Below are 22,663 nucleotides of genomic sequence, written 5' to 3'. Positions count from 1 at the left end.
ATGGCAGGGATGACGAGGCGCCGACGAGGTCGGCGCCTTTCGTCTGCCCCGGGTCGGCCGGCTCACCAGCCGGTGATGGTGCCCCCGCCGGTCGGCGAGTAGTCGGCGTTGAGCTGGCGGATGCTTACTCGGCCGGCGGCGAACGCGGCCCGGATCGAGGCCTCCAACGCGGGATCGCCGAGGTTGAGCCGGCCCGGTGCGATGGCCGCCTGCAACTCGGCCATCCAGGTGGGCTTGATGGTGGTGGCCGGCGTCGGGAAGCTGCCCACGGTGGACAGCTTGACGTCGGTGGCGATCAGGGTCACCTGCCCGTTGGCGTCGACCTGGGCGGTGTAGAAGTCGCCGCCGGGCACGTTCGAGCCGGTCGGCCCCTGCAACCCGATCTCGCCGCGGGCCAGCGCCTGCCGCCAGGCCGCAGCCTCCCCCTCGTCGGCCCGGATGCCGGTGATCAGCGAGCGGGCCGTCCGCGCCGACGCGGACCGCTGCCCGAGCACCTGGCCGGAGAACGGGTCGACCACCTGACGGGCCGGGTTGGGGATGAACGCCCCGGCGGAGACCCGGATATTCAACGCCTGCTGCGGTTGCTGCGCCGGGGCGGGCGTCGGAGCCTGCTGCTGCACCGGGGCGGGCGCCGACGCCTGCTGCTGGACCTGAGCCTGCTGCCGCACCGGAGCCTGGCTCTGCTGAACGACCCCACCCTTGACGTCCCGCACACTGATCGTGGTCGGGGTGGGCGACTCTCCCATCCGCAGCGACGGCCCGACGTTGGCCAGGCCGATCATCGCCGCTCCGGTGTACGCCCGCACGCCACCCATGAACTGCCGGCCGAGTTGGAACGCGGCCTGCTGGGCCGGGGTGACCCCGGTCGGCTGGCGGCTGGCCAGCGCCCCGACGGTGAGCCCCAGCGCGCCGGCCTGCAACGTCTGGCTCCAGTCGCCCCCCGACTGGAGGTACGCCCCGCCGGCGCCGGCCAGGCTGGGCAGACCCACGCCGACGCCGAACCGGGCGACCGGGCTGCCCAGCCACTGGGAGCCGGTGCCGGCCGCGCCGCCGAACATGCCGAGCCCGGCGCCCCACGCGCCGGAACGCAGCACGAACCCGGCCCGACTCTCACCCTCCGGCACATCGCTGAGCGCGGCGCCGGTCATCGACCCGAGCGCGTTGCCGCCCCCACCGGAGAGCGCGCCCCGCCACAGCTGCCCGCCGCGGGTCAGCCCAGCCGTGCCCACGCCGAGGTTGCGGGCCAGCCCCAGGCTCGCCCCGCCGCCAACGCCGATCGCGAAGCCCTGCTCGCCGACCCGTTGCCCCTCGCTCAGCCCGGTCCGCAGCGCCGCGCGCCCACCGTGACCGGCGACCAGCTCGCCGCCCGCCCCGCCAGCGAAGCCGAGCAGGAAGCCCTCGCCGCCGACCACGGTCCCGGTGCCGACCGCGGTCATGCCGGTGGCGAGCAGGCCCGTCGCGCCGGTCCCGGCGACGCCCGCCGCGACCACCGGGGCGGCGAGGATCGCGCCGATGGACAGCGCCACCGCGAACGCCAGGTTCCGGGTGATCGTCAGCCCGGTGACGATCGAACCGGCCGCCTCGACCGCCCGGTCGATGCCCTCGAGCACAATGGTCCGCGCCTGGTCGGCCTTCTCCACGGCGGTGAAGACGGCGTCGGCCATCTCGGTCAGCGAGCCGCGCTGCTGGGCACTGCGGTAGCGGCTGAGCGCGATGTTGGAGTCGGCCATCGGGCCGAGCATGCGCCCCTCCAGATCGACCGGCTCCTCGCCGCTGACGACGCTGACGGCGAAGCCGACGACGTACTGGTCCTCGTAGTTGAGCCGCAGGTGCTCGCTCATCCGGAACTTCGTGCCGTCGTTCATGTCCCGCGCCCCGCGCGCGGCCTCCTGCAACGCGGTGGTGACCTTCCCGCGTACCCGGTTGGCGAGTTCCTGCGGGAAGACCAGCATCTCGCCCTCGTGCATGACGTACGCCATGCCCGGCTGCTCCTGGTAGGGCCGGATCGACTCGATCAGCCGGATGTTCGCGAGCACGCCGGCCCGGTCGGCGCCCGCCGCCGGCGACAGGGCGCGGGCCAGCCGCTGCTGCTGCCGCTGTGCGCTCGCCCGGCCCAGTTGCGCGCCGAGCCCGGGCTCCAGCGTGGCGAGTTCCTGCCGCAGGATCGACCGGTCGGCCCGGCTCAGGTCGGGGCGCTGCAACCAGGCGGTGATCCGGTCCACCTCGGCCCGGATTTCGGCCGGGTCGGTGAGCGGCGTGCTGGTCCGCTCCCGCAGCACGCGTGGCATCTCCGTCTGCTCGGGCAGCTCCGGCTGGGGCTGCGCCTGCGCCGCCCGGCCACGGCCACGGGGTCGCGGCGGCGGCCGGTCGGCGGCTCGCATGACGGCCTGCCGGCGGCCTATCTCCGCCTGCAGGGCCGCCTTGGCCTCCATCATCCGGTCGGTCTCCTGGCTGCCGACGATCTGCCGGTTGAGCCACTCGTCGACGGCGCGCAGCTCGTCCACCAGCTCGGTGAAGCCGTAGTGCCGGATGTCCGGGGTGCCGTGCAGCCAGTCCTCGGCCGCGAACGCGACGTACGGCGTGGCGGTGCTGTGCAGCGGCCCGAGCGTGTGAAGGTCGTGCGCGCCGTGGTGCGCCTGCGCCTCCGCGTCGGCCGGCGTGGCGTTCCCGTCGCCGGACTGCTGGGCGGCGTGGATCAGCTCGTGGGTGAGCAACGCGTCCGGGACGGACTGCCCCGGCCCGACCGCGATCCCAATGTCCCGCCCGAAAGTGAAGGCGGCGGCGCGGGCGGCCCGGGCCGCGGTCCGCACTCGCGGGCCGGTGTGCACGCGTACGCCGGCCAGCGACACGCCGGTCGCGGCCTCGACGGACGCGCGGACCGCGCCGGGGACGGGCCGGGCCGGGTCGGCGAACGCCCGCTCGAGCGAGACCCGGCCGAACTCGGATCCGGTGGCCGGCCGCGGCGATGCGGAGGGTCGCTGGTCGGTGGTCGAGGCGGTCTGCGCCGCGGGCGGGGCGGTGCCTCGGGCGGCAACAGCATGAGTCTGACTCACCGCAACTCCATCCGTCCCTGCCCATCCTGCCGCCCTGCCGACCGTCGAACAAGGACCATTCAGACTGGTCGGATCGCATTTCCGACAACCGCAAGCAACTTCGCCGACGCGCCGCTGTTCATCCGGTTGCTGCCCTGGGCGCGCTGGCCGCCCTCGTTCGCCAAGTACATGCTCCCGATTCCGAGATCACTCCCACACAGCGCCGTCGGTCTTCGCTGTCGGGGACGTTCGCGTTCCGGTCGCAGACCCCGTCCGATCGGGTGAATGCCTGATCCGATTTTGCCGGTACTTTGCCTACGGTCTGGCTCCAGACCTCGGCACGACACGGCATGTATCACAGAAGACCGTAGCTGCCGACACCGGTGCAGCGGGAATGCATATCCCACGGCTCGCCGAGCATCGGGGGCTTGACATGTCAACGTGTAACGGGACAGCGGGGCGTAGACATCGACGGGAAGGTCATCGGCCGTGAGTGCGAGCTCGCCGCTCTCAACGCGTTTCTTGAGCAGGCCGCGGGGCGGGCCTTGGTGCTGGTCGGCGAGCCGGGGTCGGGCAAGACCACGCTGTTCCGGCATGGTCTACGTACGGCGGCGGCGACCCACCTTGTGATGTCCTGTGCGCCGGCGGAGAGCGAGTCGTCCCTGTCGTTCGTGGCGATGGCTGATCTGCTCGACGGGCCGGCCGGGTCCGGGTTGGACCAGATGCCGCCGCGACAGCGGGAGGCGCTCGAGGCGGTGCGGACGCGTGGCGACGCACCGGAGCTGACCGTGGTCATGGCCGGATTCGTGAGCCTGGTCCGACTTCTCTCAAGTGCCCGTCCTGTTCTGATCGCGGTCGATGATGTGCAGTGGCTCGACCCCGAGTCGGCGCAGGTGCTCTTCTCGACCGCCCGTCGCGTCACCGGGCACCCTGTGACCTTCCTACTCACGAGTCGGATCGGCGAGGCCCGAGCCGAGACCATACTGTCGGCCTTCGATGACAGCCGGAAGGTCGAGTCCTCGGTCGGGCCGATGTCCGCCAACGAACTGCACGGTGTGATCCGCCAGGCGCTGGGCCGTCGGCTGTCCCGCCCGGAGCTGCTACGCGTCTACGAGGCGTGCGGTGGCTACCCATTGCATGGCGTGGAGCTCGTTCGCGCCCTGCATCTCGGCGACTCTCCCGGCGCTCACTCCTTATCCATATCCGTCGAGGGACTCCTGCGGAATCGGATCGACGCGCTACCGCCCAGGATACGGGAGGTGCTGGAGCTGGCCGCCTGCCTTACCCGCCCGACCGTCGAGGAGCTGGTCGCGGCAGTCGGAGTGGAGCGCGCCGAGACTGCGACGACGGACGCACGAGAGGCGACACTGGCCGCGCTGTCCGCCGCGGCCGCGGCGGACCTGCTGGTCGCCCGCGCCGGCCAGGTGCGGTTCACCCACCCGCTCATCGCCAACGCCGTGCGCTCCGACCTGTCGCCCGAGCATGCGCGGCGGCTGCACACCCGGCTCGCCCACGTGGTCGCCGACGCGGAGCGCCGGGCCCGGCACCTGGCACACAGCCTCGACGGCCCGGACGAGCACGCGGCGGACATGGTCGAGACGGCCGCCGTCCTCGCGGTGGCCCGGGGCGCGTCGAGCGCGGCCGCCGAGCTGTACGAGCTGGCCGCACGGCTGACCCCGAGCGAGCAGGCCGAACCGTTGCGACGCCGTCTTCAGGAGGCGGCGGAGCATCACTTCGCGTCCGGCGACAAGCTGCGGGCACGTCAACTGCTGGAGGGCCTGCTGGACCGGGCCGAGGGCGCTACGCGGGCGACGGTTCTCGTGATGCTGGCGAATCTGTACGGCGATGACCTCGACCGCGCTCTGGCGCTGAACGAGGAGGCGATCATCGCGGCCGGCGAAGACCGGACGCAGGCGGGAATGGCCGAGCACGGCATCGGGATGAACCTGCTTGTCCGGCGCGCCGACGCCGCGGGTGGGCTGATCCACCTGCGTCGGGCTGCGGAACTGTTGCCGGACGAAGCCCCGGTACGGGCCCGGGCGCTGACCAACCTTGCCTCGGTCGAGTACTGGACCGGCCCGACCGATGAGGTGGCGGTCAGGCGCGCGGCGGAACTCGGACGCGCCATGAAGGTCGGCCAGTTCTACGACAGCGGCGACTTCTGGCTGGGCCATCGGCGCATGCTGCAGGCTCGCTACGATGAGGCGCGCACAGCCATGCACCGCGTCATCGAGGCGGCCCGGCAGGCCGGCGACGACTTCAGCGTGGCGGGCGGGCTCATCCACTTCACGGAGCTGGAGATCCGCGCCGACGACTGGACCGCCGCGCAACGTTCGGCCCGGGAGTGTGCCGCGCTGTGCGAGCAGTTTGATGGTTCGCAGGGTGGAATCGGACCGTACGTCGCCTCGCTTGTGGCCGCGCACCTCGGCCATGGCGAGGAGGCGGAGCGGCTCGCGACAGAGGGGGCCGCGGCGGCGGTCGCCGGCCGCGACGAGATCTTCCGCATCCAGAACGTCGGCGTGCTCGGATTCCTGCGGCTCTCGCAGGGCGACGCGGAGGGCGCGGCCGACCTGCTGGGACCGCTACCGGCCCATCTGGCCAGCCTCGGTTGGCGCGAGCCGACGATGTTCCCGGTGTGGGACAACGCGATCGAGGCTCTCATCGGGGTCGGCGAGCTGGACCGCGCCGAACGGTATCTGAACGAGCTCGAGGCGAACGCCCGCGCCTACGGCAGCCCGTTGGCGATCCAGAACGCATGTCGATGTCGAGGCGTGCTCCAGAGCGTACGTGGCGACCATGCGGAGGCGGTCGCGACGCTGACCGAGGCCCACACGATCGCCACCGGCGTCTTCACCCGCGGCCGGGCGGGGCTCGCCCTGGGTACCGTGCTGCGTCGAGATCGGCAGATCAGTAAGGCCCGCAACCTGCTCGAGTCGGCTCGCGAGACGTTCGCGAGCCTGCCCGCGCCACTGTGGGTCGCGCTGGCCGAGCGGGAGATCCGGCAACTCGGTGGGCGTACGGCCTCCTCCGGGCTCACTCAGGCCGAGCAGGACGTAGAGCTACTGGTCATGGAGGGACTCAGCAACCACCAGATCGCGACTCGGCTCGGCAAGTCCGAGAAGACCGTCGCCGCCCAGCTGACCAGCGTCTACGCCAAGCGGGGCGTCAGCTCCCGGGCGGAGCTCATGGGGCGGCGCGACAACCCGGCGGGACCATTCATAGGAAGAAGTTCCAATACCGGGTGACGAGTCACCTCTCCTAGCGTCGTACGTAGCGGAAGGGAGAGGCACAGATGACCGATGGCACGAATTCCCCGTGACGGACCAGGTGTCCAACGGGCTACTCGCCGCGATCGCGGGCATTGGGCTCGCCTTCGTTACGGCCCGCCTCTCCGCGCCGACAACGGCATGAATCGCTAGCTAGCTCGAGAATCAACGACAAACCAGGCGGCCTGTGCGGGATCGGCGGGAGCAGCGGGCGGCGGCGGACCATCCAGCGGCCAGGACGCCGAGTCCGTTCGGAAGATCGAGTATGCGCCGCTCGGCCAGGACGACTGGCGGACTGCCCGACAGGACCGCGACTCGCGCCGAGCCTTGTCGGTATTTACCTGCGCGTTTCCGGGGAGATCCATAGTGAACAGAGCACACGTCGTCACCGGCGGTACCGGCTTCGTCGGGCTGGCGCTGATCCTGGAGCTGCTGCGGCGTACCGACGACGACGTCGTCTGCCTGGTGCGGCCCGGCGCGAAGGACCCGGACGCGCGGCTGCGGAGCCTGTTGACGGCTGCGGCGAGCGCTTACGGCCAGCACGCCGACATCGGCGGGCGGGTGCGGACCGTCGCCGGTGACGTCACCCGGCCGGGCTGCGGCCTGGCGGCGCCGATCCGTGGCCCGGTCGCGGACTTCTGGCACAGCGCCGCCTCGCTGCGCTACGAGGAGTCCGCCGCGGCGGAGATCTTCACCACCAACGTCGACGGCACCCGGCATGCGCTCGACCTCGCCGACCGGCTCGGCGCCGTCTCGTTCAACTACATCAGCACCGCCTACGTCGCGGGCACCCGCGACGGGGTGATCACCGAACGGCTCATCGCGCCCGACAGCAGCAACAACGCGTACGAGCGCAGCAAGGCGGCCACCGAGGCGCTGGTCCACGCCCACACCGGCACCGCCACCCGCATCCTGCGACCCAGCATCGTCGTCGGCCACAGCGGCACCCGGGCGGTCGTCGGCAGCTACACCGGCATGTACGGCTTCCAGCGCCGGCTCGCCGTGTTTGCCCAGCACCTGTCAGCGCGCGCCCCGCAGCGGCTGCGCCGGCCGGTGCGGATGCTGGTCGATCCCGGTACCCCGCTGAACTTCATCCCGGTCGACGCCCTGGTCGAGCAGATGCTGGGCATAGCCGCCTCCGGCAGCCCGGAACGAATCTTCCACCTCACCAACTCGACCCCGCCGGCCGCAGGCGACGTGCTGCGGCGGATCTTCGCGCTGGCCGGGCTGCCCGAGCCGGAATACGTCACCGACCCGTCCCAGCTCGACGACACGGACCGGGCGTTCGCCAAGGGCATCGAGTTCTACCGCTCGTACCTGGTCGGCGAGAAGCTGTTCGACCGGGCCAACAGCGACCACGCGCTGAGCCGTCCCGACGCCGGGATCATGCCGTTCCCCGACGACGAGATCACCGCCTACGCCCGCTGGTACCTCGACAACGTGCCACGTCACCGGCAGCCCGCCCAAGCGACGCGACCCGCGCCGGCCGCCCCACCGCAGCCAGCCCGTCCGTCCCGGATCGTCCTACTCGGCGCCGGCTACACATCGGTCTGGGCATACAAGTCACTGCGGCGGCGGCTGGGACGGCAGCTGCGCCGGGGCGACGTGGAGATCGTCTTCGTGGACCCGCACGGCTACCACTCGTACCACGGCTTCACCGCCGAGGTGCTCGGCGGCCTCATCGCCGACGGACACGAAAAGAGCCAACTGCAGACCACCTGCCCCCAGGCGCGGCTGGTCCGGGGCACCGCGCAGCACGTCGACCTGGCCCGCCGCGAGGTCACCGTGGCGCCGGCCGGCGCCGCGGCGGCGGCGTTGGTCCTGCACTACGACCATCTGGTCATCGGCTGCGGCAGCCACGACGACCTGGCCCGGGTCGCGGGGTTGGCCCAGCACGGCTGGTCGCTGAAGAACCCGGGCGGGTCCTCGGCTGTACGGGAGCGGCTGCTGACGCAGGTGGAGCTGGCCGACACGAGCCCGGACGAGCAGACCCGCCGGGAGCTGCTCACCGTGGTCGTCGTCGGGGGCGGGTTCACCGGCGTGGAGATGTCGGCCACGGTCGCCGAGATCTTCCGCAGCCTGCGCCCGCGCTACCGAGTGCTGCGCGAGGTCGAGCCGCGGGTGCATCTCGTGCACGGCGGCCCCGACCTGCTGCCCCAGCTGCGTCCCCGGTTCGCCCGGCTGGCCCGGTACGCGCAACGGCAGCTCGTCGGGGCGGGGGTGCAGGTGCATCTGGGCACCCGCGTGGTGCGGGTCGATGAGGACGGCGCGTACCTCGACGACGGGTCGGTACTCGCCAGCCGCCTGGTCGTGTCGACGCTGGGCCAGGCGGTGGCCCCGGTGCCGGGCACGGAGTCGCTGGAGTCGCGCAACGGTCGCCTGATCACCGACGACTACCTGCGGGTACACGGCAGCGGACGGGTCTGGTCCGGTGGCGACCACGCCCACATGGTGCACCCGGTCAAGGGCGAGCCCTGCCCGGCCAACGCGCTCTGGGCGATCAAGCACGGCGAGCGGATCGGCGGGAACATCGCGGCGACGCTGCGCGGCAGATCGCCACGCCGGTTCACCTACCGGGGGCTCGGACAGGCAGCGAGCCTGGGCGTCGGCAAGGGCGCCGTCGAGCTGTACGGGGTGCAGGTCACCGGCTGGGCCGGTTGGCTGATGCGCGCCGGGTTCTTCCTCTGGTTCATGCCATCCCGGCGGCAGGCCGCACGCAGCCTCGTGGACCTGCTCGGCGTACCCGTGCTGGGCCGGCGGCTCACCGCGCTGGCGGCAGCCGGCCAGCCGGTATCGCAGGGCGGCCCGGAGCGGCCCGCGGCGCCGAGCCAGCCCTCCCGCCCAACCCGCCACCGCACGTACGCCGAAGAGGGTGTGAGCTGACGGGACCCGGCTTCGCGGTCCCCCGCTGAGCGTGACACGCCACCCGCCGGCCGGGCCTGGGTCAGGTACCCCCAGGCCCACAGCCCATCGCCCGATGTCCCAGGACGCCAGGTACACGCCGCAGTGCAGGCACCGGAACAGGTACGCCGTCGGCTCACCGGCCCCGGCCGTCCGAGCCTTGCTTGAAACGCCGACGTCCCGGAATCGACCGCGGGCGGATGACGGCCGCCGGCGCGGGCGGATGCGGCGGCACCGCAAGCCTCAGCGCCGGGCGCCGCCCGGTCGGCCTCGGCCGGTCCCGGAGGCCCGCTGACCGACGCGCGGAGCCCGTACCGCCGAGGACTTGCCCGACCCGGGGCGGAAGTCGCGCGCCGCACCGGCAACCATCTCGTCGGGATCGCGACCGAGCGCCTGCCGGATGTGCGGCGGGACCACCTCCGACGTCGCCATCGCCATCCGCACCTGCACCGAGCGGTCGTCAACCAGGCCTCGCAGATCCGCCTCGGTCAGCTCGACCGCGAGCACCAGCGCAGCGCGGACGTCCACCACGGGATCCTGAGCGAGTGCGCTGCGCTGGGCGGTGGTGGTCCGCGGGTTGCGGGCGAGCCCCTTGCGTACGCGTGCGGTGCGATCGGCCATCAGGGCGGTGATCACGTCGGGGTCGTGGGTGTGGGTGGCGAGTCGTTCCCGTACCTCTGGTGAGACGTCGTCGACCAGCCGCGCGGCCAGCTCGGGCTCCAGTTCGCGCCTCTCCGCGAGGAGACCACGAAGCTCCTTGTCGGGGGCCTCCGCCATCACCCGGCGAATCGACTCGTCGCAGGCCGGGTTGCCGGCGACCCCCCAGCGGACCCACCGGTCGGCGTCCTTGACGAGTCGCAGGAGATTGGCGACCGAGGTCGAGGGGTTTCTCGCCACGGCCTCCCGGACGTGACGATCATGGTCCCGGGTCAGTGGTCGCAGTGCCTGCGCGGGCGCGTCGGTGCGGGTCGCGACCGCCTCACGGACCACGGCCGACGGGTCGGACGCCAGGTCGATGAGGGCCATCTGCGGCGTTGTGGGGTCCTGCGCGCAGGCGAGCCGCGCATCGACGCTGCCACCCGCCACACCGTCCGCGGCGGCGCCTGACCCACTGTGACGGTTGGGCCCGCCGACGTCCTGCTGTTTCCCCATGGGCACCATCATGTCACGGGCCGAACGGGAAGCCCTGACCAGCGCTTTGACGGTGGACGGAGCATCACTTCCGCGGATCCCCCGGCAGGTCGACAACGACGCGCGGCTCCCGCAGAGGCACGAGCGGGGCGACCTGGCTCCTGCCGGCCTTGGTTGTCAATGGTTTCGGGGAGGGCCGCCAGGCCGGATTCGTAGGCGAGGACCACAAGTCGGGCTCGGTCACCGGCATGGAGCTTGGCCCTAGCCCGGTTGATGTGGGTCTTCGCGGTCAGGGGCTGGTCACTGGACGACGAGCTTGCGAGCGATCGACGGTGCAAGCAGGGCGTCACCGCGCGCGGTTCTCCACGGTCCATCGGATCGACCTTGACGCGGAATCAAGGAAGCAAAATGCCGCTCCACCACCAAAACGGATAGAGCGGCAGGTCAGAGCAACTATCGGCGATTGACATCCTCTCCCGCCTAAAGTTCAGGGCCGGGAGGAATCGCGTCACGGACCGGGACGTTTCTGGTTTTCGATGTACTCGCGGATGACGGCGAGAGGTGCCCGGAAATCTGCTCGTCCACCTCGCCAGGTCGATGGCCCTGCCCAAAGAGGGGAACCGGGCGGCAAGTTTCTCCGGGGATGCCCTACGTGATCACCATCCGCGATCGTTTCCGTTCATCTACAGCCCCTCCCGGCGGGCCCGATCTCCGCATAGGCTGGCCTCCTCAATGGATCATTACCCCAGCGAGGTTTGACACGCATGTTCAAAAGACTCTTCTCCGCCGGCCTCTTGGCCGTCGGTCTGATCCTTGTCGTCCCGGCCACACCGGCGTCGGCCGCCCAGATCTCCGTGCCGTACGAGCCGCAGACCGGCACGGTCCGGGGTGTCTTCAAGGACCGATCCGGCAACCCGATCGCCAACGCGTTGGTCTACACCGAGAGCCTGACCTACAACCACTGGCAGCGTACGGCCTACACGGACGCGCAGGGGCGCTACGAGATAGACGTGCCGGCCGGCCCGGTCACGGTCCATTTCTCGGACCGCGCCATCTCGCAGTACGCCCCGGGCAAGCCGAACGCGGACGAGGCCGAGCGCTACACCGTGGTGCCGGGCCTGACCACGGTGGTCGACGAGCGTCAGGTGCCGACCGGCACGGTCCAGGGCCGGCTCACCGACCAGGCCGGTAACCCGGTCGCACGGGCGTCGGTCTATGTTCAGGCCCGGCCCTACTCCTACTCCGGGCGAACCGCCACGACTGACGCCGACGGCCGCTACTCCATCACGCGTGTGCCGGCCGGCGAGGTCAGCCTGCAATTCGTGAACAACCCGTTCAGCGTGTGGGCACCCCAGAAGCATGGCCAGGCCACCGCCAGGTGGTACACCCTGCGCAACAACCAGACACTGACCGTGGATGAGAGCCTGTTGCCGACCGGCACCCTGACCGGGCTGATCACCGATGCGGAGGGCAACCCGGCCCGGGCCAGCATCCGGGCACACGAGGTCGACGGCGACGGCGACTACAGCACCAGCACCGGGGCGGACGGCCGGTTCTCGCTCACCGTGCCCGCCGGGAAATGGCGGGTCGAGCTCAACGGCCGCCAGTGGCTGCCCGGCAAGATCGACGAGGCGGCGGGCAAGATCTTCCGGGTCGCTGCCGGGCAGTCCGTCGAGGTGAACGAGTCGCTCCGACCGACCGGCGCGCTGCGCGTCAAGTTGCGGACCGGCAGCAGTAAGGTTCTCAAGTACTCGTTCGCCCTCTGGCACGACGGCACGAAGGTCGCGGTCGTGAACGGCACCAACGTTGGCTCCCACACCTTTGAGAACGTCCTGCCGGGCGACTACCTGTTCAGCTACGGCGATTACTACGGCGAGTACTTCGCCCCCGGCACGCTCCAGATCGAGAACGCCGTTCCGGTCAAGGTCCGGCCCGAAACGACCAAGACGCTGGACGTGACGCACCCGGAGCAGTCCACGCTCTCGGGCCGGGTGACCCTGCCCACCGGCGAGCCGGCACCCAACCTCTTCGTGCACGCCGACGTGATCACCGACAGCATGGTGTACCAGCGCCGCACCGTCCAGACGGGTACGGACGGCGAGTGGGAGATGACCGGCGTGTTCCCGGAGTCGTACCGGATCACGCTCACCAACTCGTCCGATGAGCTCTCCCAGGACGGCGGCGAGGTGACCGTGGCGGCGGGCGGTTCGGCGTCGGTGAACTCGACGTGGCACACCGGCGGCTCGCTCATCGTCACCGCGGTGGACGCCGACACCGGCGCTCCGGTCAGCAACTACTGCGTCGCGGTGGTCACGAAGTTCGGCAAATTCTGCACGCAGGGCACGACGGTGACCGTAGCGGGACTCGATGCGGGCCCGACCTTGGTCACGCTGAGCATGCTGGAAAGCAGCGAGTACCTCGGCAAGCAGGACGTGCCGGTCACCATCGCGGCCGACGGGCGGGCCACGCTGACCATCCCGGTCGAGATCGGCGGACGGTTCAACGTGCAAGCGGTCGCCCGTGCGACGGGGGCCGCGGCGGGTGCAGACGTGTGCTTCTACGCCGTGCTGCCAAATGCGGGTGGCACCAGCGAGCTCCCATCCGTCTGCACCAACAAGCAGGGCAAGGGCACCAGCGACGCCTTGGCGCCGGGCACCTACCAACTGTTCGTCAAGCCGGGCAGCAGCGCGTACGGGGCGCAGTGGTACACCCCGGAGGGCGGCACCGGCGACCAGAAACAGGCCACCAAGATCACGATTAAGGCGGGCAAGATCGCTCGGCTCGACCCGGCCCAGTTGGACCCGGGCGGTTCGATCACCGGGGTGGTGCGCGGCCCGGACGGTCAGCCGGTGGAGCACGTCGAGGTCGGTGTCACCGCCTTCGACATCCCCCGGCCGGGCAGTTACGCCGAGAGCACGAACAAAGAGGGCAAGTACACGGTCTGGAACCTCGGGCCGTACGAGTGGCCCCTGCTCTTCACGCCGACCGGCGATCTGCCGCGGCAGTGGTCCGGCGCGACCGGCAACCGGTTCAAGGCCGAGACGGTGTCGGTCACCAGCCGCGCGACCAACACCTACGACACCACACTGTCGGCGGGCGTCAAGGTCACCGGCACGGTCACCATCAGACCCGGCGGCACCGCCTGGAGCGGCGGCCGACTGAAGGCACGCGGCGTGACCAGCGGCGACCTGCTCGCCGTCGGTGACGTCCCGGCCCAGGGCGGCACCTACGAATTCCGGGTGATCGGCGACGGCCAGCTCAGCCTGGAGTGGTACCTGGCCGACCCGGTGACCAAGTCGACCGGCTGGTACGACGACAACCCGCGGGTACCCGCGAACGGCCGCAAGCAGATCGACCTGACCATCGGCTGAGCCGTGGAGGCGGGCCGGCGACCTCCGTCGCCGGCCCGCCTCCGCTCTCATCGCCCGCCGGGCGGAATCCGGGGGGATCTGCAGTTTTGTATTTATATATGCGGCCTTCTGAACGGGTTGTCCGCCTGCTTCGACCGGGGTGGATGCGCTGGACCGCGATCAGTACTGTTGCCCGCATGCCGATCTCGCCCTACATCGCTGGCTTGCGCGCCCGTGTCGGCCATGACCTGCTGATGCTCCCGGGAGTCAGTGCCGTCGTCCGCAACGACCGAGGGCAAATTCTGCTGGGCCTGCGCAGTGACGACGGATCCTGGGGGCTTCCCGCTGGCGCGATTGATCCTGGCGAGCAGCCTGCCGATGCTGTTCTGCGAGAGATCTACGAAGAGACGGGCGTGGTCGCGGAGATTGAGCGCATCGGGGGCGTCGCGCTGAACCGATCCATCTACCCCAACGGCGATGTTTGTGACTACCTCAACGTGTGGTTCCGCTGCCGCGCGGTCAGCGGCGAACCACGCGTCAACGACGACGAATCGACCGAGGTCGGCTGGTTCGATCCCGACGACCTGCCAGAACTCGACGCCCTGTCGAAGCTGAGAATCGACACGACCCTCGCTGCCGATGCCCCGGCCTGGTTCGCCAAGCCCGGAGAGCGGCCGCCCGCGCTCGGCCACCCTCAACGCGGCGGTCCACCGGCGACGAACGAGTAAGCCGGCACGTGACCACGCCGGCTGTCGCAAGCGAGTACGCGTAGTCACGACACCGACTCGACCACCCAGCGCGCCGTGGCGGCCACGTCGAGCGCCACCAGCCGGTCGCGCCCTGTAGCCGGGCCGATCAGCGAGCCCGTGCCGTGGGGGCGGCGTCCGCGATGCCGACAAGGCGGGGATCGAGCCAATCACCGATCGCCGTTGATCGGCCTCCCGGTTGACATCGACAGTCACCCCGTCTTTACCCGGTCGAGGCGCTGCCCTCGACGCATGGGCACCACCTCGACCCGTTCCGCCCGGCGGTATCTGGCCCGGCCGGGCCGTTCCGCCGTTGTCGTAGACGATCTTGCGCCCTGCGCAGGCCGACCAGCGGGTCGCGGAGCTACCCCACCGGCTGCTCTGGCGGCCAGACCGCCGCGTCGACCTAGTGCTGTGACCGGGATGGTTCACCGTGATCGGAAGGCGCCTCGCGGGACGAGCGCACGCGAAACGGCTGGTATTACTGGGGCATGCAGGAAGAGATTGCACGCTCCGCGATCGACACGTTCATCTCCGCGTTCAACGCCTCGGACGACAGCTATGTGACTGCCCTGCTCTCCCAGGCGCTGACCTCAGACGTGGTTTTCTGGGGGCCGTTGGGTCGCAGCGAAGGAATCGCGGCGGTCGAGCGGTTCGTGCTGGACATCCGGCGCCACCCGGCGGGGACCGGCACGATGGTGCGCTGCTCAGCGGTGGACATGCCTGACGAGTGGGCCCGGTACCAGTGGGTCTTTACCACGCCGGATGGAGGTCCCCGCCTGGCGGGAACGGACGTCGTCCATCTGCGGCGGAGCCTCATCGACCAGTTCATCGTCTTTGCGGGGGAGATCGAACCGTCCGCCTCCTGAGTCATCCTTCTGTCGCCGTCCTTCTCCTGAACTTGCCCCCTTCGGCGCTCGGCACCCGTTCCCGCCCGCCGAGGCGAGCAGCATCATCGCGCGCCGGTAGCGCACCGAACTCGTGCTGCCCCTGCGCATGATCTGCTGCAGCTTCTGCCCCTCCTGGTCGGTCAGTCTGCGTACACGGACAGGCTCGGCCACCGGGCCTCCAGCGATCGGATCGGACGTCGCCGCACATCCGACCGCCACGACCGCCAACCCGGTGAACCTATGCGGTCACAGCACTAGACCAGGAATGGGCGCGCAACGCCCTGTACGACGTCGCGGGGATCCGGCAGACCGCCAACGCCGCGGGCAGCCCGGCAGCGGCTTCGGGCACGGTGACAGCCGGTGCGTCGGACAAGGACGAAATCAGCGATGATGGCAGCGCGGGCATGACTCGCTTCGGACGATCAATAAGGCGTATGAACCTCGATGATCATCTAAACCGGTCATGCCCGCCTGCTACCACCAGCACGGGCGCGTCTAGACCAACCACATCAAGCCGGGCACCCTCACGAATTTGCCGGGGCCCTGCACCGCGCATGCCCCCTCGTGCGCGCGCTGAACTTCCGGTTCACACGCGTCACACGATGGAGATCGACCGCACCTGGGTGTTGCCCTTGGTGTCGACGTACACCTTGTAATCGCCGACGGTGTAAGTGCCAGCAGCGTTGTTGTTGATGGTGAACGTGGCCGTCACAGGAGACTCGGTGCCGTCGATGTGGGTCTGCTTCACCGTGATGGTCAACTCGTTCGTGTTGCCCTTCAACTTCTTCACCACCGCCGACGGCTTCGCATCGATGACCGCGTTGGCGACCGTCACGTAGACCGCGTCGGGCGAAGAGAACTCCGCGTCCTTCTGCCCATCACCGAACAGGAAGAAGCCCCGCTGTTCGACGGCCCCGCGCCCAGGGAACGGATCCGGGTTTGAGGCCAAGTACGTCGGATTGACCGTGTACAGGTCCGTCTTGGAATCCGCGACGATGGCCTTCACCCCGGTGTACGGGGCATCGGTGATCGCGAGGTTGACCGACAGGTAGATGGCGTCGGGGTTGTTGGCCGAGATGCGCGAGGAGAAGTACTTGTCCGCACTCTGCCCCGCAGGAACGGCCAGCGGCACAACCGCGCCGTTGACGAGAATGTTGAACTGGAAGTCACCGTAGCCGCCGGCGACGAACTTCGCCCAAGCCGCGTCCGACATGTAGTCGGGGCGCTCCACCTTGAACTCCAGGCGCATCGGAGCCACGTACGTGCTGTTCAGGTACTCGCTGTCGTTCAGGGGCAAGTAGACCCCTCCCGGGGCGTGCCCCAGTTCGAAAGCCGACGCCGTCGGAGTCGAGTTGCCGCGCCCGTTCCACATCGGAATGTTGAACGAGGTGGCACCGAGCAGGGCCTGGTTGCCCAACTGGCTCGTGCCGACAGCGGCCGACGCGTCCTTGTAGGTGCCGATCGTGACGTCGAGCAGGTCGAGGTCCGCCCGGTCGGAGTTCAGCCCCGGGATGTTGGCCGACATGAACTTGGCACCGGCGGGCCCGGAGTACCGGGCCATCTCCAGCATGCCATCGGCCATCATCTTGGTCATCTGCACTGCCGAGTCAATCTTCATCCGCTCGTTGGCCGTGTGCCACCAGCGCTCGTTACCCGGGATGACGGCGCCGAAGGCGGTCATCTTGTTGCGGAAGCTGCTGGCGAGGGTGCCGCCGGTCGTGCCCTGCGGATAGACCACGTCCCGGAGGGAATGTGGATCCGCAAACGCCTCCGGGTTGTGGTTGATCGAGGCTTGGTAGCTCCCGAACTGAAGAGCCGTCAGCGGGTTGTCGTGAGTGACGTACAACCCGGCGCCGACGGGCGAGCCGAGGGTCCCGATGGTGAACCCCTTCGCCTGGAAGGCGGCCGTGACCGCCGCCGTTGCCTGGCCGGAGTCAGCCGCGGTGACGTGCATGCTGCGCACATACATCGGGATGCTGAGGCTGCCGGAAGCGTCCGTGTAAAAGCTCGTCGGGGTCTCCGAACTGATGCCTCCCATGAGGGCAAAGGTCAAGTTCGGCGTGCCGTTGCTCGGGTTGCGCAACAGGCTCGCCGGGATGCCCATGTACTTGCCGATATAGGCTTCGCCTTCAACACCGTCGCGGAAGAACAGGTCGGCGATGCCGTCGGCGGCCTTCTTCAACTGCATGTCGGCGGCCGTGGTTCCCAGTGCGCCGAGTCCCTTGGAGAGCAGGAACATTCCCCACACGACGGCATTCTTGCCGTACTGCGGGGTCGGCATCTCCATCGCCACATCGGTGTTGATCTCCAGCGTGAGCGAGTCGCCGGTGATCGTGGTCTGCACCTTGGGCGTGGTGCGGGGAGCAGCCGGGAGCCAACCCTTCGTGGTCGCGGCAGCGGTGATCGCCGACACGAAACGGTCGCGCTCGGCGGAGCCGGCCCCCGCCACGTCGAGGGTGAAAGTGGCCCGCGAGGCGATCTGCGTGGTGCTGCCGTAGGCGATGTCCTTGAGCGTCGGATCGCCTTCACGCAGGGTGACGCCGGCGGTGGCACCCTTCAGCCGGAAGGCCTTGGTGCTGTCCGCGGACAAGCTCATCGACACCGACGGGGTCACCGATCCCGAGTTGCCAACGATGACCGGGAACCGCGAGTCGGAGGTGTAGGCCGCGATCGGGATCTCTTCCCGGTTCAGGTTCTTGTAGGCCCAGTTGTCGTAGAAGCTCGGGTTCGAGTTGTACGGGATGGACTGGAAGGTGGCGGTGTTCGTCGTCGAGGGCGTGCCGGGACCGCCGTCTTCGTAGACTCCCATGACGATGCGGATACGTCGGTCGAGGGGCAACCCCGCCTCGAGCAGCGCCTTGGCCGCGAGCAGCGTCGCCAGCGTCGGGCCGCTGTCGTCCTGAATGCCCGCCCCGTAGACCCAGCCGTCCTGGACATAGGGCGAGTGGTACGCACCGGGAGTGCCGAGGTTGCCATCGGCGTCCCGCCAGCGCGCCAGCTGGGCGGATGAAACGGAAGCCGTCGGCGAGTCGAGGTGGCTCAACGCCATGACCATTTCCGGGGCGTCCGGGTCACCGATCTCGGCGTAGACGTACTTGTCGGGCTGGCGTTGGACGACCACCGGGAAACCCAGGTCGGTGGCCAGCTTGACCACCCAGGCGAGCTTGGCGACCTTGCGGTCGTACTCGTACTGGTTGGCTTCGGTGTTGCTGACCGGGAAAGGGTACGCCGTCGCGGCCGTGCCGCCTCGGGAGATGGAGTCGTAGCTCGACCCGTCCAGCATCGCCCCAACCAGACTGAGCGGGTCGTAGCTGCCGTCCCCCACCCGGGCGCTGCTGACGCGTCCAGCCAACGCCTCGACTTCCGCGTGGATCGCGTCGCGCTCGGCGTCGGTCACCGACAGATCGTAGGTGACACTCGGCTGGAAACGCTCCTCGCCGAGGCTGGTCGCGGACGCGTTGGGCATGGGCGCAACGGTCGCCGCGAGGGTCGCGGCGAGCAGGACGGGGAAGGTGATCGTCCGTCTGTTTCTCATAGAAGCTCCAGAACAGGAGGGTGGCACGGTGGCGACAGCACACGCTAGCCGGGCCGCCAGCGGCAGACAGGGCAGGATTTCTTGAGGATGATCTGAGAATCGGCCGGTGCCGTCAACTCGGCCGCAGCCGGTAGCCCACCCCGCGTACGGTCTCCACCAGGCCGTCGTCGAGATTGCCGCGCAGGACCACGACGTGGACGTCGAGGGTGTGTCCGGCCTTCCGGGTGGCCTGCGATGCGATCGCCACGGCCACGGCATGGGCCCGGCGGCGCCGGTGATCGCGGTCATCCGCAATCGTCTGCAAGGGCTATCCCGGGCGGCGTCCCCATGCCGAGATCAGCGGCGCGAGGGTGAGGTCGAGCTCGCCGGCATCGATGGCGGCGAGGTGCGCGTCGATCTCGGCGTCGTTGGCCAACCCCGCGGCGAGCAACTCGGCGCGGACCATGCGCACCGTCGCGGCCTCCAGCCGGTCGCAGGCCACCCCGCCGACCGGGAAACAACCGGCCGCCGCGACATCGACCAGGCCGGCTGCACGCAACGCCCGCGGCAACGTACGGCCGTAGCGCAGATCGGCGCCGCGGCGGGTCATCAACTCCCGGACAGCGCGCCGCAGCCGGTTGGCGCGCCGCTGCGCCGGGCCAACCTCATCGAGGCAAGCCAACGGCTGCAGCTCGGTATCGGCGTCCTCGACCAACAGCCAGCCGCCGGGCCGCAGCGCCGCCACCATCGTCGCCAACGCCCGGGCACGGTCGGGTACGTGAACGAGCACGAGCCGGGCGTGCACCAGGTCGAACGTGCCTGGCTGCGGCGGCGGGTCCCCGACGATGTCGTGCCGGAGCACCTCGTACCCGCCGTGCGGGTCCAACCAGGCCGGATTGATGTCCGTGGCCAGCACGTAACCGGTTGGTCCGACGGCAGTGGCGAGTGCCTCGGGAATGCTGGGGCCTCCGGCGCCGACTTCCCAGCTGCGCCAGCCCGCCTTCACTCCGAGCCGGTCGAAGTGCCCCCGTGTGACACCGTCGAACAGCTCGGCCAGCCAGGTGAACCGCTCGCCCGCCTCCACCCGGGCGTTGTCGAGCAGGTAGCGGTGATCCGGGGCAGACCCAGGAGTGTGCGGCGATGGGGGGCCAGACCCCGCGCCTGCAGTATTCACCGGCCCGCCTGCGGTCGTGTCCGGCTCGGACCCGGGATCGGCGAGGGGCTGCGATGAACTCATGCCTACATCCTCACGACCTACCGCGTGCTGTGTCAGCGCGACACGGAATGAAACCAGACACAGTCTGGCTCCAGCCAAGCCGGCCGACCCCTCGCCCTCGACACGACTACGCGCGGGCCATGGCCGCGGTGCGAATCATCGAGCGCGACCACGGCCTGGTCGCGGTCGAGGGTCCGGGCCGCCGCCGGGCGGCCGGGCACAATCCCGCGCGGGTGCACCGTCACGGCGCCTCGGTGGCCGAGGTGCTGCACTACCTGTTCGGGCCGGGCGAGTACCGCGACCACCACCGGCCGGGGGTGATCGCAGCGTGGGCATAGACGACCGTGGGCGGCGTCGACGAGCTTCAGCCAGCCACCACGGCCAGCGGACGACGGGTGCTGCGCCGGCTGGTGGAGTTGCTGGAGCAGCCGGTCGTGGCCGGCGTGCACCCGCCGGACAAGCCGGTCTGGCACTGCTCGCTGCACAATCACGCCGACGATGCGCTGCTGTCCGACCAGCAGTGGGCCCGGCTGGCCGCGGAGTTCAGGGCCGGGGTCGGATTGGTCCCGCACGGCGACCTGGGCGCGGTGCGGTGGCTGGGCATCCGCCACGGTGACGACTCACCGCCACGTCGGCCCCGTCCTTGTTCGCGACTGGTCACTGGCGAAAATATCCTGATGCAGCACCTGATCGTCCGGACCCGATCCGCGGCCGACCTCGACCGATGCGTTGACGCGCTGCGCGTGGTCCACCACGCCGATGCCTACCCACTGAACTGGCCGGCGGACCCACATGAGTGGCTTACCCCACCGCGGTTGCTGCGGGCGTGGATCGCAGACGGACCTGACGGCTCTGTCGCTGGCCACGTCGCGGTCCAACGCACCCTCAACGCCCTGGCCAGCCAAGCACCAGCCCGCCACGCCGAACTGTCACGGCTCTACGTCACACCCGCAGCCCGCCGCCGCTCCGTCGCCAGCGCATTGGTCCGCCACGCCCGATCATGGGCCGCCGAGCACGGCTACAACCTGACGCTGAACGTCACGGACGAACACCGCTCGGCCGCCGTCGCCTTCTACGAAGCCACCGGCTGGCAGCACTCCCACACCACAGACGCCGACTGGACCACCCCCGACGGCCAACCTGTCAAGCTGCGCCACTACATCCTCGACAGCCGGGACGCCTGACGCAGACCGAAGCTATCGAAACGCCCTCCGCCCGAAAACCGCAAGGTAAAGTCCGGACGCGTCAGCCCGACGTCGTCTGGGCCTACCTCGCGAACCGCTGGTCAGCGCGTTGATCATCCGCAACCTTCGGCCGGACGCGACACGTCCATTCGGGGTACCGATAGCTCCGATCCAGAGACACAGCGAAGCAGCCGGTCCATGCGCATCTTGCGGGCCGTCGGGAAAGGCCGACCGGCGACGGGCTGCTAGTACGGTGTCCACTAACGTTCACCGGGGGTCCGGTGGCCGTTGTGGATCCTCGCCGTGTGGGCGAGCGACTCCCCGTAGCCGGGTGGTGGTGGGGCGGGCCTCCGCAGGCCAACTGGACCTCGCGCCACCCGAGTTGGGCGGCGGGGGGGGGTCACGCCGGGACTGGCCGGCACCGGGTAGGTGTCGGCCGGCTCGACGGTGCGTGACCACCTCCGGCAGCACGACGGCTGCCGTGGTGGTGGGTCCGCCGCCCGGGGCGCGGGTGGCGATGATGGCAGCCGCGACCAGGTCACGGTGCCCAGAAAACCGGCAGTACGGGCAGGCCAGGGTCCGCCCACGCGGCTTCGGTATGCGCCGCCCGCAGGCAGGGCAGGTGGACGACGTGCCGCGTTCGTTGACAGGGTCGACGACGATGCCCGCCAGGGTGGCCTTGTCTCCCAGGATTTGCACGAGGCGGCCGATCTGCCAGTGCCGTAGCCGCAGGTTGTGCCGCCGCCCCGCATCCAGGTCCAACACACCCCGCGGGTCACCGAGCCGGAGCACCCCGACCCGCTGCTCGACCGCCCAAGAGACAACCGTGGCGGCGGCTTCGTGCTGGGCCTGCCGGACCCTGCGGCGATGCCGGCCCTCGACCAGCCGCGCCCGGCGGCGGTACTTACGCCACCGCCGCGACCCCCGCTGGCCCGGTTTCGGGGCACGGCGACCGCACGGCGGCGGGATTTGGTGTCGGCCAGGTGCATACGATGCTCGGCGCGAATCGCCCGCCCCGACACCAACAGGCCCTCACCATCGGGGCCGGCCACAGCGTAGGGGTGGATGATCCCGAGATCCACGCCAGCCACGCGCCCTGGGTCGGGCCCCTCACCCGGTGTGTAGGTGGCGACGGGGACTTCGGCGGTCACGTCCAGGAACAGCCGGCCACCCTCACACAGCAGCGTGACCGACCGGACCTACTCGACCGGGTACGACGCCGACGCCGAGCGATTCCTCGCCGACCATCCCGAACCCGCGCTGCCATGAGCCGGGCCCGTTGATCGCTGGATTGGACCGTTCACGTGAGCAGCCCGGGTCTGGAGGCGCCGCGAGGCCAGCGTCGCAGATCAGCTAAGCGATCCTGAGCCGGAGTGAGTTTCCGGGATCGTTTCCCACCTGGGTGGGGTGGCGTGGGCGTGGAGATGGAATCC

The 22,663-nt window shown here is 70.1% G+C and carries 13 protein-coding genes and 2 pseudogenes; 8 read left to right on the top strand and 7 right to left on the bottom strand.

The features are described 5' to 3' along the window. Positions 1–62 precede the first annotated feature (62 nt). Positions 63–3,053 (bottom strand): DUF4157 domain-containing protein, encoded by a 2,991-nt coding sequence (locus AB0C02_RS20135; protein WP_357549884.1) that lies wholly within the window; start codon positions 3,051–3,053, stop codon positions 63–65. A gap of 407 nt (positions 3,054–3,460) precedes the next feature. Between AB0C02_RS20135 and AB0C02_RS20130 the strand changes: the two genes are divergently transcribed. After that, positions 3,461–6,277 (top strand): AAA family ATPase, encoded by a 2,817-nt coding sequence (locus AB0C02_RS20130; protein ID WP_357549883.1) that lies wholly within the window; start codon positions 3,461–3,463, stop codon positions 6,275–6,277. A gap of 387 nt (positions 6,278–6,664) precedes the next feature. Continuing rightward, positions 6,665–9,181, top strand: coding sequence for an SDR family oxidoreductase (locus tag AB0C02_RS20125; RefSeq protein WP_357549882.1), 2,517 nt, complete (start codon positions 6,665–6,667; stop codon positions 9,179–9,181). Between the two features lie 261 nt (positions 9,182–9,442). On the opposite strand, the gene AB0C02_RS20120 is transcribed toward AB0C02_RS20125, so the two are convergent. Both AB0C02_RS20120 and AB0C02_RS20115 read right to left on the bottom strand, forming a co-directional pair. Next, positions 9,443–10,225 carry a hypothetical protein gene (locus tag AB0C02_RS20120; protein ID WP_357549881.1) on the bottom strand — a complete coding sequence of 261 codons (783 nt, stop codon included), beginning with the start codon at positions 10,223–10,225 and terminating at the stop codon, positions 9,443–9,445. A 134-nt stretch (positions 10,226–10,359) separates the two neighbouring features. Then, positions 10,360–10,620 (bottom strand): annotated as a pseudogene (locus tag AB0C02_RS20115) (hypothetical protein); the annotation flags it as partial. Between the two features lie 474 nt (positions 10,621–11,094). Between AB0C02_RS20115 and AB0C02_RS20110 the strand changes: the two are divergent. From AB0C02_RS20110 to AB0C02_RS20100, 3 genes are all read left to right on the top strand, one after another. Next, a complete protein-coding gene (locus AB0C02_RS20110; RefSeq protein WP_357549880.1) occupies positions 11,095–13,701 on the top strand; it encodes a carboxypeptidase regulatory-like domain-containing protein in 2,607 nt (868 codons plus the stop codon). 176 nt (positions 13,702–13,877) lie between these two features. Next, a complete protein-coding gene (locus AB0C02_RS20105) occupies positions 13,878–14,408 on the top strand; it encodes an NUDIX domain-containing protein (protein WP_357549879.1) in 531 nt (176 codons plus the stop codon). 509 nt (positions 14,409–14,917) lie between these two features. Continuing rightward, a complete protein-coding gene (locus AB0C02_RS20100) occupies positions 14,918–15,295 on the top strand; it encodes a nuclear transport factor 2 family protein (RefSeq protein ID WP_198940448.1) in 378 nt (125 codons plus the stop codon). A gap of 616 nt (positions 15,296–15,911) precedes the next feature. On the opposite strand, the gene AB0C02_RS20095 is transcribed toward AB0C02_RS20100, so the two are convergent. The 3 genes and pseudogenes from AB0C02_RS20095 to AB0C02_RS20085 form a co-directional block, all read right to left on the bottom strand. Then, positions 15,912–18,851, bottom strand: coding sequence for a M20/M25/M40 family metallo-hydrolase (locus AB0C02_RS20095; protein ID WP_357549878.1), 2,940 nt, complete (start codon positions 18,849–18,851; stop codon positions 15,912–15,914). 112 nt (positions 18,852–18,963) lie between these two features. Continuing rightward, positions 18,964–19,086, bottom strand: a pseudogene (locus AB0C02_RS20090) (winged helix-turn-helix domain-containing protein); the annotation flags it as partial. 72 nt (positions 19,087–19,158) lie between these two features. Next, positions 19,159–19,914, bottom strand: coding sequence for a methyltransferase domain-containing protein (locus AB0C02_RS20085; RefSeq protein WP_357549877.1), 756 nt, complete (start codon positions 19,912–19,914; stop codon positions 19,159–19,161). Positions 19,915–20,186: 272 nt separating this feature from the next. Here AB0C02_RS20085 and AB0C02_RS20080 point away from each other — a divergent pair, with 272 nt between their 5' ends. Both AB0C02_RS20080 and AB0C02_RS20075 read left to right on the top strand, forming a co-directional pair. Beyond that, positions 20,187–20,384, top strand: coding sequence for a hypothetical protein (locus tag AB0C02_RS20080; protein ID WP_357549876.1), 198 nt, complete (start codon positions 20,187–20,189; stop codon positions 20,382–20,384). Positions 20,385–20,390: 6 nt separating this feature from the next. Further along, positions 20,391–21,230: a GNAT family N-acetyltransferase gene (locus AB0C02_RS20075; protein ID WP_357549875.1), complete on the top strand. Its 840-nt coding sequence runs from the start codon at positions 20,391–20,393 to the stop codon at positions 21,228–21,230. A gap of 267 nt (positions 21,231–21,497) precedes the next feature. Here AB0C02_RS20075 and AB0C02_RS20070 read toward each other — a convergent pair whose 3' ends face one another. Continuing rightward, the gene (locus tag AB0C02_RS20070; protein ID WP_357550035.1) at positions 21,498–21,929 is read right to left on the bottom strand and encodes a zinc ribbon domain-containing protein; all 432 of its coding nucleotides are present in this window, start codon (positions 21,927–21,929) and stop codon (positions 21,498–21,500) included. A 426-nt stretch (positions 21,930–22,355) separates the two neighbouring features. On the opposite strand from AB0C02_RS20070, the gene AB0C02_RS20065 reads away from it, so the two are divergent. Beyond that, a complete protein-coding gene (locus tag AB0C02_RS20065) occupies positions 22,356–22,499 on the top strand; it encodes a hypothetical protein (RefSeq protein WP_357549874.1) in 144 nt (47 codons plus the stop codon). The last annotated feature ends 164 nt before the right edge of the window (positions 22,500–22,663 follow it).

The sequence above is a fragment of the Micromonospora sp. NPDC048999 genome (assembly GCF_040649295.1).
GTDB lineage: Bacteria > Actinomycetota > Actinomycetes > Mycobacteriales > Micromonosporaceae > Micromonospora.
The sequence above is the reverse complement of the archived record's forward strand: the minus strand, read 5'-3'. Positions and strand labels throughout refer to the sequence as shown.

Bases quoted from the DNA above. Each gene is read 5' to 3' on its own strand.
- AB0C02_RS20120 (WP_357549881.1), bottom strand. From the start codon at position 10,225: ATGGCCCTCATCGACCTGGCGTCCGACCCGTCGGCCGTGGTCCGTGAG.
- AB0C02_RS20110 (WP_357549880.1), top strand. From the start codon at position 11,095: ATGTTCAAAAGACTCTTCTCCGCCGGCCTCTTGGCCGTCGGTCTGATC.
- AB0C02_RS20105 (WP_357549879.1), top strand. From the start codon at position 13,878: ATGCCGATCTCGCCCTACATCGCTGGCTTGCGCGCCCGTGTCGGCCAT.
- AB0C02_RS20100 (WP_198940448.1), top strand. From the start codon at position 14,918: ATGCAGGAAGAGATTGCACGCTCCGCGATCGACACGTTCATCTCCGCG.
- AB0C02_RS20095 (WP_357549878.1), bottom strand. From the start codon at position 18,851: ATGAGAAACAGACGGACGATCACCTTCCCCGTCCTGCTCGCCGCGACC.
- AB0C02_RS20080 (WP_357549876.1), top strand. From the start codon at position 20,187: ATGGCCGCGGTGCGAATCATCGAGCGCGACCACGGCCTGGTCGCGGTC.